General features: G+C 59.2%; 11 protein-coding genes and 1 pseudogene. 3 read left to right on the top strand and 9 right to left on the bottom strand.

Features of this window, described 5'->3' with window-relative positions; translation table 11 throughout:
• Window positions 1-429: 429 nt before the first annotated feature.
• Complete coding sequence (locus AC0L28_RS08215; RefSeq protein WP_419697201.1) at window positions 430-984, bottom strand: DNA-3-methyladenine glycosylase; 555 nt, start codon at window positions 982-984, stop codon at window positions 430-432.
• Between AC0L28_RS08215 and AC0L28_RS08210 the strand changes: the two genes are divergently transcribed.
• Window positions 904-1,119, top strand: a complete 216-nt coding sequence (locus tag AC0L28_RS08210; protein WP_287226949.1) for a hypothetical protein — start codon at window positions 904-906, stop codon at window positions 1,117-1,119. The genes AC0L28_RS08215 and AC0L28_RS08210 overlap by 81 nt on opposite strands.
• 44 nt (window positions 1,120-1,163) lie before the next feature.
• Here the strand turns inward: AC0L28_RS08210 and AC0L28_RS08205 are convergent, their stop codons facing one another.
• From AC0L28_RS08205 to AC0L28_RS08170, 8 genes and pseudogenes are all read right to left on the bottom strand, one after another.
• Window positions 1,164-1,592 carry a hypothetical protein gene (locus AC0L28_RS08205; RefSeq protein ID WP_473476669.1) on the bottom strand — a complete coding sequence of 143 codons (429 nt, stop codon included), beginning with the start codon at window positions 1,590-1,592 and terminating at the stop codon, window positions 1,164-1,166.
• A 729-nt stretch (window positions 1,593-2,321) separates the two neighbouring features.
• Window positions 2,322-2,507, bottom strand: a complete 186-nt coding sequence (locus tag AC0L28_RS08200; RefSeq protein ID WP_473476666.1) for a hypothetical protein — start codon at window positions 2,505-2,507, stop codon at window positions 2,322-2,324.
• Window positions 2,508-3,307: 800 nt separating this feature from the next.
• Window positions 3,308-3,910: a hypothetical protein gene (locus AC0L28_RS08195; RefSeq protein ID WP_128177118.1), complete on the bottom strand. Its 603-nt coding sequence runs from the start codon at window positions 3,908-3,910 to the stop codon at window positions 3,308-3,310.
• A gap of 21 nt (window positions 3,911-3,931) precedes the next feature.
• The gene (locus AC0L28_RS08190) at window positions 3,932-4,687 is read right to left on the bottom strand and encodes a DUF4142 domain-containing protein (RefSeq protein WP_287175200.1); all 756 of its coding nucleotides are present in this window, start codon (window positions 4,685-4,687) and stop codon (window positions 3,932-3,934) included.
• Between the two features lie 314 nt (window positions 4,688-5,001).
• Window positions 5,002-5,237 (bottom strand): annotated as a pseudogene (locus AC0L28_RS08185) (serine endoprotease DegQ); the annotation flags it as partial.
• Between the two features lie 68 nt (window positions 5,238-5,305).
• On the bottom strand, window positions 5,306-5,926 hold the full coding sequence (locus AC0L28_RS08180) for a DUF4142 domain-containing protein (RefSeq protein WP_128177122.1): 621 nt from the start codon (window positions 5,924-5,926) through the stop codon (window positions 5,306-5,308).
• A gap of 47 nt (window positions 5,927-5,973) precedes the next feature.
• Window positions 5,974-7,371: a cytochrome B6 gene (locus AC0L28_RS08175; RefSeq protein ID WP_287175199.1), complete on the bottom strand. Its 1,398-nt coding sequence runs from the start codon at window positions 7,369-7,371 to the stop codon at window positions 5,974-5,976.
• Window positions 7,372-7,477: 106 nt separating this feature from the next.
• The gene (locus AC0L28_RS08170; protein ID WP_473476663.1) at window positions 7,478-7,981 is read right to left on the bottom strand and encodes a DUF2243 domain-containing protein; all 504 of its coding nucleotides are present in this window, start codon (window positions 7,979-7,981) and stop codon (window positions 7,478-7,480) included.
• A 1,650-nt stretch (window positions 7,982-9,631) separates the two neighbouring features.
• Between AC0L28_RS08170 and AC0L28_RS08165 the strand changes: the two genes are divergently transcribed.
• Window positions 9,632-9,994: a hypothetical protein gene (locus AC0L28_RS08165; protein ID WP_128168792.1), complete on the top strand. Its 363-nt coding sequence runs from the start codon at window positions 9,632-9,634 to the stop codon at window positions 9,992-9,994.
• Window positions 9,995-10,295: 301 nt separating this feature from the next.
• On the top strand, window positions 10,296-10,772 hold the full coding sequence (locus AC0L28_RS08160; protein ID WP_473476661.1) for a hypothetical protein: 477 nt from the start codon (window positions 10,296-10,298) through the stop codon (window positions 10,770-10,772).
• Window positions 10,773-10,832: the final 60 nt, after the last annotated feature.

Raw genomic sequence — 10,832 nt, 5'->3', positions numbered from 1 at the left:
AGGATGCAGGTGCAGACCTGCGCTCACAAATAAACATCCACCGACTGCAGAACACTGCGCCATCCACATGCGACGAGGTTATTTAATAGCAACACTGCCCTGTTCAGGACCTTCAGTGGCTTGTTCGAGGAACAATGAGAATACGCCAGCTTTCCACCAAGTCGGCCATTCGCGGTAGTCGGCTGACTGCGTTTTAACATTTTCGCGGCCGGCCGGCGCGGATAGGCGTGGGCGATCGCGAGCTGCAGCTCTCTCGGCGCGTCCAGCCGTCTCTAGCATGCAATCGACCATCGCTTGAAAGCTAGGCTCCATCGCCTCCTGACAGTTGAAGCTGGGCGAAATCGCGGGCCAACATAGTAGCGCGTAGGGTGCCGGCACATCGCTAGTTACCCGAACTCACCCCCAGGCGATTACTCGTGCAGAGGCAACTCAAAATTTGCGGCTCAAGTACGACGAGCCTGCCAGTCCGAACCGCCACTCGAGATCGACAGCCTTGGAGATGCCGACCCGGTGTCCCGTTAAGATGGAGCTGGTTCTTGCTCCTGACGGCAGCTTGAACTGGAACGGAAGCTCGTCCAATGGCAGCCCGTCATAAGATGCATCGACAGCAAGCGCCTGGCAAAGGCGACCGGGTCCCGAACAAAGAAGTCGAAGGTCATCAACGCCGCGATTGGCCCGCATCAGGTCGAGCTTTGATTGCGGTTCGATCGCGCGCACAAGGACAGCACTACCGGGAAGACAGACGGCATTCAGGCACCAATGCAGACCATAGGACCGATAGACGTATGCGCTCCCTGGGGCGCCGAACATTGCGGAGTTTCGCGAAGTCCGACCACAAAAACTGTGTGAGGCTGGGTCATTGGCGCGATAGGCTTCCGTTTCGACGACGATCCCGCCCACGCCGTGCACAAGAAGCGTGGCGCCAATTATATCGCGAGCGACAACGCAGGCGTCCCGGGCAAAGAACTGGCGGTTCGTGATCAACGCCTGCACCAGATCTCGACCGCGCCGAAACATGGGGCGAACAAGAACATTCCCGCTCCGGCTGCAAAAGGCCAATCCACCAAGGCCAAACTCGCGATCATCAGCATCGCGGCGCTTCCTGCTGAACTCGGATAGCTCTGATCGCCTATAATGAGGGTCGATTGGCTATTCAACAACGCCTAGCCCAAGCGGTCGAAGTGATTGGAAGGTTGAAGTTCGTTGCCGGCGTAGAAAAGAGAGACCCGGAAGACCGTGCCCGCTGCCGCGCTTGCGATGCCGCGATGCGTTAGGTGGCCGGAGAAAATCCTCGTGCGCTGCTCGGGAGCAATACCACGAAGGAACGTGACAGGCTCTGCGATCGTTGAAGACTTTTGATCGAGCCATATCATGCCATCGACCTCGATAAGAACGCCTACGATCCCGACAGCAGAATCCTCTCGGTGTGGTTCGTCGCCAGCGGCAAACGATACGAATTTGAGGAAGTGCCGCCGGAGACCTTCGCCGCGTTCAAAGCCGCCTTTGCGAAAGGTCGCTATTTCAACGAGCACATCCGGAATCACTTCCGGTACCGTCAGGTTGCGGCCGGCAAGGATGCGGGATGACGGCAAGCTGTTGATACATTCCAACTGCCGGTTGGTGGACGCAGCGCAGCCGGCGCGCGTAGAATTTTCTTACGATCCCCGCCCGCCCTTTGCAAACGACTGATAGCCCGCCGTGCCGACAGGTGCGGCGGGCTTTTTTGTTGTCTGGGGGGAACACGATCTGGCGACAATCGTTCGGGCGCCAACAAAAGCGCCGAACAAGATCGAGGTACAACAATGCGGGAAAGGCAAGGCTTAACCGATAAAGAAAAATACGACCGACAGGAGCGCACGTCGGATGCTGCGCGGGCATTAACAGACATTGAGCGCGTCGCACGAGACGCAAAGACGGCTCGGCTGCGGGAGCAACGACTTAAAGCCGAGACTGCTCTTCCTGCTGCATCGGCACCGAAACCGAAGAGGAATTCGAAGACCAAGAAGTCGTAGATGGCACGCTGCACCTGCGCCCTACAATCAGCCGCGGTCCTCTCCGCAGGCCGCGTGAATCGACGGCCGATGTGCAAAGGTCGAGCGTGGAATGCTGTGCGATTTGGGGTGCGGGATTTTAGGCGCTTGATTACTACTCAGCGTATCGTCTGCGGCAATGCGATCCAACAGCTTACGGGTGCCAGTATTAGGCGGCGGGCATCGTTTATCCTCTGGCGAAGATCATCGATATCTGCTCGCGCGCGACCCTCATTCAATCGAGCCGCTTCTATTCAAAATTGTCCCATATGGGTAGTATTGTGAATGCTCCTAAGCGTCCGGCGGCTTCAGCCGGCTTTTCAGTAGCCGAGCTTCCCGAAGTAGTGATGCCCGATCGGTGCCGATCAACTCGATCAGCTCGCGCGCTTGAGCTTCAGTTATTCCGGATTCCTTGGCGAGGAACTGCGCCTGGAAATCCGTCATTCGGTCGCGGTCGGACTTTTCTTCCTCGCCCATGGTGAGCCTTTTGCACTTGGATTGAACCGGAACGCCGGCGGGAGGGTTTTGTTGCGATCAATGGCGCAAACTTTTCCAGGCATATTTCGCTTTCTCTGGAACACATGCTTGAGATGAATGTTCGGGAAGTGCAGCAATCTTGTTCCCTCCCAACGATGGGCCGCAGATCGGAGATGCACCGATCGGCCCGCGTCCTTTCCTCGTGGGGCGCGGGCTTTATTGTTCGCACTGACCACCAGGCGCATGCGTTTCGCCGGCAGGAAGGCAACTGCTCAGCGAAATGGCCGCTTTTGCAGATCCAGGCTTTTGGATCACGCCCTACGGTTGTTCTGGTTCCCCATGCCTCGCCGTCGCACTGCTTGTCTTTCAACGGTGATTGTTGTCGTTTCCCGGGCAGCATGGAACCGACGGGCAGAAGCCTTCAGGCGCTATTTTCAAGACGCTACGCGCCGATCGGCGTAATGTGTTCTCATCGGCGATAGACAACGGGCATCGCTGGCTGTGAGCGACCACCGCGCTTCCGCCCCAAATGGGAGGAAAGACATATGAGGAGCATGAATGAAAGAAACTCAGAAAGAGAGGAGCGGCGAAAGAGCCTGTCCGGCGCGACCCTAACGCTCCGATCGAAAACCGGCAACGAGCGCGGACGAGCCACCGACCCGGTTGTAAACACCCTGGATCCGCCGCCGATGGAACCCCCGAAAGAGCCCAAAGAATTGGCGAAGGCAAGCAACTCAGCCGAAACACAAGCCGTAACAGTTCCCGCGGAACTGCTACGGCCTCGGACCTCAGTTCCTCGACTAAGGTCGATCTACATTGCGGATGCGACTACGCTCAATGTCTTCTGCTGGGTATGGCTCCGCATAGGGATCAAAGCCGGTCCACCCGCCAGCCTCGTATTCACTGCGGCGTTCGGCGAGATCGATCGACCTGGACTGTTCAAGGATCCGTTCAGCATCTGGAACAAGCTGATCCTCGACCTTGGCCGTTACAAGAGCGCCGCCACGACGGACGCCTTCTGCATAAACATGGGCATCCGCTTCAGGTACGCCAGCATCTGTCATGGCGCCGATAATTCCGCCCGTTGCTCCCCCTACAGCGGCACCGGCAACTGCCCCCGCTGCGGTAGCCGCCAGCCATCCGGCGGCAACTACTGGCCCGACGCCCGGAATGGCCATGATGCCTAACCCTGTGAGCAATCCTCCTGCGCCCCCGATGACTGCGCCAATTCCCGCGCCAGCCGTCGCATCTTCTGCAGCTTCCGAGCGATCACCGTCGTACCAACCCGTTGCATTGTTGGCGACGATGCTGATGTCGGAGATTGGAATGCCCATTGCTTCCAATTCACCCACCGCGTCGGCTGCTTCATCATAATCGTCAAATAAACCCGTTACCGTTTTCATGGTGAACTCCTGAGTGTCTGTTCAGTTGGTGCTGGCAACGATGTTGCCTTGATAATCCAAACCTACCGCGGTGCTCTTTCCGTTCTTCATGGCCTGACCGCGCCAGATGCCTTGATCGTCCTTCTTAAGGTCAGATACATCAGAATAGCCGGCATCTTGGATGCGGCTCCTGGCCTGATCTTCCGTGAAGCTGTTGGCACCGGGAACCAGCGCCCCGGTGTTCGGGGTATCGGTTGTATTCACCGCGGGTGTGGTCGAACTCGTACTGGAAGGCCCGGCAGCCATTTTAGATGCAATGTCTTCTACCATTTGCTGATGCGCCTTAAGCGTGGGCACCGTGTCTTTCGCGAACGACTTGAGGGCCGCATTGTCTCCCTCGCGTGAATAGCTTTCGAACAGTTTGACGGCGTCGGCATGTGCTGTGCGTTGCATCTCGACATAGGGCTCATCAACCGGCGCCTTGGCGGACTGAAGCTTCTCCAGATCCGTCTTGTGCTTAGCGTCCATTTGCGTGGGAACCTTGAGCTTCTGGTCGCCAGCGACGCTCTCCAGCTTGGCGTTAGCCGCACCATGATCGTCGATCATTTTCTGCGCGAATTGCTTGACCTGCTGGTCGTCAAGCTTGCTCAGAACACTCAGGCTCGATTCGACTTCGAACCTTCCACCGACAGCAGCTTTGTCGACGAAATCCTGTGCGCTGTCCGCGGCCAACGAGGGTAGGGCGAAGGCGATAGCAGTGGCGGTAAATAAGCCGCCAAGAAGGTGTCGAACTTTCATGGGCTTTATCCTTGTTTGGTAGTGCACGACTGTGGCTGGTGCACGACTATGCTACCGACCCAACAAGGCAGGACCCTCTTTGTTCCTGGGTGAGAATGCCCGAAGGCAAGTTGTTTCGAGTGCCGGGCGAGCAAAAACGAGCAAACCCCGCCTTGCGAGCGGCTGCAGCACGCCAGGACGTAGCATGTCGCCTTTCCTTCCGAGGTCAGCCCGCCAAAGTCATCAGGCGACTTCGCCCGACAGCTTTCCTATTCGGCGCGTTCCGCAGGTTCCATGCTGGCACGCGCTTGGGACGTAGACTCCGCACTTGGCAGCGGTGCCGAGCGCTTCGGCGAGATCGGACGCCAGGTCCTGAATGCCGACACCGGTCCGTCCTCGGCGCACCTCGCAGTGCTCAATGGGTTGCTTCATCACGGCCGACGCCACTGCAATCGGCACCGCCAAGTCGATACCGACACTTGCCACCGGCAGGCGCGATGATGGCAGTGTTGATCCCGAGAAGGCGGCCATCGGCGGTGACCCGCGCATCGCCGGAATTACCAGGGTCCACCCGAGAAAAACGCGACGAGAGTGGTCGAGGAACAATGCAGGAAACGGCTTGATGTTGCCGCCGGCGGGCTACTGCTTGGTCGGCGCCGTGGTGTCGTCGGCGATCGCCTGGCTTGCCAGTTCCGCCTTGATGTCGCGCGCCAGTTGCAGATGCTCGAGCACTGTCGGCAAAGTCTCCGAGGCGAAATGCTGAAGGTCGGCGTCCTGTCCCGACCCGATCTCCCATTCAAGCAGCTGCACCGTCTTCTGGTGATCGGTGATCTGCCCGCTGATATAGGCCATATCGAATTTCGCCCCGTCGAGCTTTTCAAGCTCGGCCCGCTGCCGCTCGTGCTCCTCGTCGAGCTCTTCCGGCAGCGGGATCTTATTGGTCTCAGCGAGAGATTTCAGTTTCGCGTTCGCCGCCGAGTGGTCGTCGACCATGCGACCGGCAAATGCCGTGACGGCGGAGTTGTCGGACTTTTTCGCGAGCTTGCCGAATTCGACCTCGGCTGCGCCGCCGGCGGCGGCGAGCTGCGCGAACAGCCGGTCCTGGTAGTTGGTCTGATGAGGCGCCGGCTGTCCCGGCGCCTCCATCCTGGTATCCGGGGCCATGCCGGCCGGGTTTCCGATCTGGGCCAAAAGGGGCGATACCGAGAGAGGCGATGCGCAAAACACCGCCAATCCCAAAGCAGTTGCAAAGACACGCATCAGAACCTCCATCGAAGATGTGCCGGGATCGGTCGGCCAGCCGGGTGTCAAAGCGCGAGCATATAGGCAACGAGGTCGTTCTTTTCGTCCTCGGTGAGCTTGGTGCCGAGCACCAGGTTGAAAAACTCCACCGTATCGGCGAGCGTCATCAGACGGCCGTCATGCAGATACGGCGGCGTGTCCTTTATGCCGCGCAGCGTAAACGTCTTGATCGGTCCGTCCGGCAATTCCACCATGTCGTTGAAGGTCTGCCCCGGTCTATAGAAGCGCTCCAGCTTCAGATCGTGCATGTTGTTGTCCATGAACGACGTTTGCGGGACATGGCATTGCGCGCAGCGGCCCTTGCCCATGAACACGCGCTCACCTGCCAGTTCCTGCTCGCTGGCCATGGCGGGATCGAGCCGGCCGAACGGATCGAGCTTCGGCGCCGGCGGAAAATCGATGATGTTCTGCATCTGCGCCATCATCGCCACCTGGTTTGTACGATCGGGCAGGTTGACGCCCTTCCTGGTAGCGCTGACATGATCGCCGTTGAAGTATGCGGTGCGCTGCTCGAACTCGGTAAAATCCTCGACCGAGCGCAGCGACCGTTTCGACCCATGGATCTGCTGGTTGAACAGACCGCGCAGGCTGGTCGTGTCAAGACGGAAGCGCGCGGCCTGCGGTCTGACATCGGGCGTCAGATGAAAGGCAGCGTTGGTGTTGAAGTTGGCATGGCAATCGAGGCAGGTTACGCCCAGGCTCTGCGCCGCCACCTTGCGGTCCTCGGTCTGATTGAATTCCTCCTGCGGGAATGGCGTCAGGAGAAGCCGCAGCCCTTCCATCTGAACCGGCGTGATGATGCCGTTCATGATTTCATAGTAGTTGCGGATCGTCAGCAACTCGCCGCGGGAAACGTCGCCCAGTTCCGGATGGGTAGTCAGGAAAATCGGTGACGGGAACTCTGGCGTAAGGTGATCGGGAAGATCGAAATCGACGTCGAAGCGTCGGAGATCACGCCCCTCCTGCCGGCCGATCTCGCGAATTTCTTCTTCCGGAAAAACCTGTCCCCCGGTCGCCTGTTTGACATGCGGCAGCGGCAGAAGACCGTTGGGCAGCAGGTTGCGGTCACGGATCTCGCCAGGGCTCATCTCTGCCAGGCCCTGCCAGGTCTGGCCCTTCGCCAGCTTGACCCGGACGCCGTGCTGGACAGGTTTTGTCCCGCCCGACATCATTGCGCCTGGCATGGGGCGATCCGACAAATCGTATCGCTCCTCCAGCAAAGCCCTCTGGCGCGCCATCACGCGCGGCTTCTGCGCTTCGTCGTCGGCCTTGACGGCGGAGAATGGACGGGCGGGCAGTGGTCGGTAGGTTGTATCGGGCGGCAGTGGATCCGATAGGGCGCTGAGGCTGGCGGCCGCAACGATAAGAGCGCACGGAATGCCTGCATTCAACACTCTGCGCATTTTTCCCTCCATGGCTGAAGTGCCCCGAACCGCGCTGCCCGTGATTTGTTCCCGCCGCGAGCGCAATCGCGATCGACCAGTTCGATGTATGCGTACGGTGCCGGAACTAGCGAGGCTCACGTGGCGACTCCCGTTTGCCCCGCCTTGCCAGCGCCAAGCCGCCAATCAGCATCAGCGCACCCCAAATCAGGAACCCGATGTCCCAATAGATCCACTGGTCCTGCGGGACGGTTTCGTTGACATGGTGAATGCCGAGAAGCTGGTGATTGATCACCCCTTCGACCAAATTGAACATCCCGAAGCCCATGAGCATCGTCCCAAGCAACATCTTTCCCGACCACCAGAGATGAGATTTGTGAGCGGTGCGCCAGAGCACGACCAAACCAAGCACGACGAAGATGTAAGTGCAGGCGTGGAACAGGCCATCGAGAAGCGTGTTGAACCGAAGGTTCTCAACACTGTTGGCGGGATAGCCGGCGCTGGTTGCCATATGATGCCACTGCAGCAACTGGTGCAGCACGATTCCATCGAAGAATCCGCCCAGGCCAAGCCCGAGCAGAATACCTGCGGACGTCGGAAATCGGCGATGCTCCAAAGCCATCGTCGCCATCCTTTTTCTCCTCAGGCAACCTAACCTCGGGCCAGGCCATGTGTTCCCCTACCCTGCGGGTTGGATACGCGCGCAGCTAAGGTCGCAAGAATCGGATGTTTAGGCAGCGGAAGCGGCGGCGATGACAACATCCATTCGAACAGATGAAAGGCTGCGCTTCTGGCGGAGAGGGCGGCCGATCGCGTCGCTGTTCCGAGTTTTATGACACTCGACCGAGATCGCGCTTTCGCCTTCGACGCTCGAGGACGATGGAATCAAGGATACAGCGCAGATTCGCTATGACATCTTCCACGAAATAACTTGTTGATCTTCCCACGCAATGTGCCAACAAATGCGCTTGGGGTTCTGTCCGGGGAGCTCCCTCAGGCGATCCTTGGGCGCATCACCGGTGATCTTTCGGGGAGTGTCATGCCGATCTATGACAAGCCGGGAGAGCGGGTGTGTTCCTCCCCTCTGACTTGGCGCTATTTGGCCGCGTGTTTGATCAGCTGAAGCTGGGGCTCAATCGGAGAAGCAACATGAAGCACTCGCGTCTCGGATCATGGCCAATTATATGGCCGGCGTGAGGGACGAGGAAGAACTTCTTTCGGCCTCCAGACAGCCGCTTGGCCGGTGAGCTTGTGATGACTGTGCGTCACGCGATCGAGGGAGCGGCGGGCTTCGGCCAAATTCTCGGCGAGAGTCTCTAGCAGGGCTTCGCTTTCGGGGAGGATATGTCCGCACTGGCGCTCATGCTCGACAACTCTGTCTTGGAATGACACCGCCTTCTCATAGTGAGTGACGAGGCTGGAATATAGATGCTGCATCGTACTTCTCCCTGATTAGGCGAAAGCACGTTGCTCGCTCTCAAGCGCTCAATTGCAGCAAGGTATGGGCGACCGAGAAACCCTACTCTCCTTAAGAGCAAAGCGCCACCATGCACTCGCCAACCGAAAGCCCGCCGTGGCTAAAGGGTGCCAACCGCCGGTTAGTAGACGCGACGCAGTTGACGAGCGTAGGATTTCCTACGATCTAGGCATATGCCCTCCGCCCACACCCCGTGCCTGGTGAACGACTGAAAGCCCGCCGTGCCGATAGGTGCGGCGGGTTTTTGTCCTCCGTCCGGGAACTCTGGCCGAGCACATTTGAATTGCGCAGCACTGGTCCCGTGCTGAGAGATCGGCTTTGCCCGGTTTCCGCGCCTATGCGCGGGACGGCATTAAAGACGAAGACATTTTCCGGGTTGCCCCTCAATCTGGAATACATGGAGCCGAATATTACCTGCGCGGCTCCACCGGGAAGGAATCGACGATTCCGATGCCGGTCCGGAGGGATTGTAGGCCGGGAGATCGGCCGAAAGTGTCCTTGCGAGAGGCGAGGGCGGCCTTGGTCCGTTCAGAGATCAGCCGCCGCCCTTTCTCGGCGAGCGCGGCATCCAGGTGAAGCCTAAACGGGTCAGCGTTTGTGCCAAGTTCGGCTACCTTGAGACGAGCGGGGACGACCATCTGCTTTCGACTGCGGTTAATCGGCGGCATGGACAAGCTCGTTGACGAGAACAGGCCGAGACGGAAGGACTGGGGCTATGGAACCCTGAACAGGCGCATGTTGTTGATGGTCATTGCCGGCCCCCTATCCGGGCCCGCAAAATCCAAACAGAAGGAGTAACGAGTGTTGGCCAGTCAACGAGGAAGGCGCGTCCGCGCTGAGATTGCTCTTGCCCAGAACCTGATGCTCGCGCCCTGGGTTGTGGGGTTGCGGTTGCCGATCCTGGTTGCCGAGGCAACCGGTTCGCTGGTTTCAGGTCGGCCGGAAACCGTCAAGGCGGTGAGCGAAAAAGTTTCGGCCCTTGCGCAGGGGATTTTTGCGGCACAGGTGGCTTGGACGCGGGGCGCATTGACATTGCCGCTCGCCATAGCCGACGCGTCATCGCCGCTGGCCGATATCGGGCAATCAATGGCCCTTGCTGCTCTTGAACCTGCGGGGCGGCAGGTTCGCCTAAATCACCGCCGGCTTTCCAGGCGCCGCAAACGGTGAAGCCGCAAGAGGCGAAAACACCCGCAGCAACGCTGCAACTGCCGCAGTCCATCGATGAATGTTCGATGGCAGTATAAAACTTGGCGGAATTTCAATGAAAACCTCTTCCGGGGCGGCGGCGCAGAAAATGATTTCTACCACCGTATACCCGGGCGGTCGCAATCACCTGACAGACGCGAAAAGAACGCGCCGTCGGCGGATTGACACTTCAGTTGGGATACAGCTCCTTGCCGTTAATGGAGGTGTCGGGAACTGAGCTTCGGTTCGGCGGTTAGAAAAGAGGGAGAGTTACGGAGGTTAGGTGAACGGCTTGCTGAAGACTGGACTTTCGACAGGCGTGACCGGAACGGTCGCAAGTGTTGTGACGGCGGCGTTCCTCGCCCTTCTGGCCAAAGCCGAAGGAAAGTCGGCGCTGCAGCCGACCAACGCCACCAGCCACTGGCTCCACGGCGACAAGGCTGGTGCGATTAGGAAGGCCGACCTCGCGCACACGGCGGTCGGCTTCGGCACCCATCATGCTTCGGCGATATTCTGGGCCGCTCCTTTCGAGGCTTGGCTCGCCAGAAATCCTCCGCGGTCGCCGCTACTGATGCTGCGCGATGCCTGCGCGGTAGCCGCGATCGCTGCGGCTGTGGACTATCTCGTTGTGCCGAAGCGGCTGATCCCGGGCTGGGAGACAGTGCTTTCTAAGCGCTCCATCGCAGCTGCGTATGTAGCGCTCGCTCTGGGTTTGGCTGCCGGCGGACTAGTCGCGCAGGAGATGCGAAAGGCGAGGTAGGGCAATAGCGCCGCGCATTTCGTGGCCATTGAACGCCTGTGCAAGAGCTTCTGTACCACG

It is taken from the genome of Mesorhizobium sp. WSM4847, from assembly GCF_055811335.1.
This window is presented reverse-complemented; position numbering and strand designations above follow the sequence as displayed.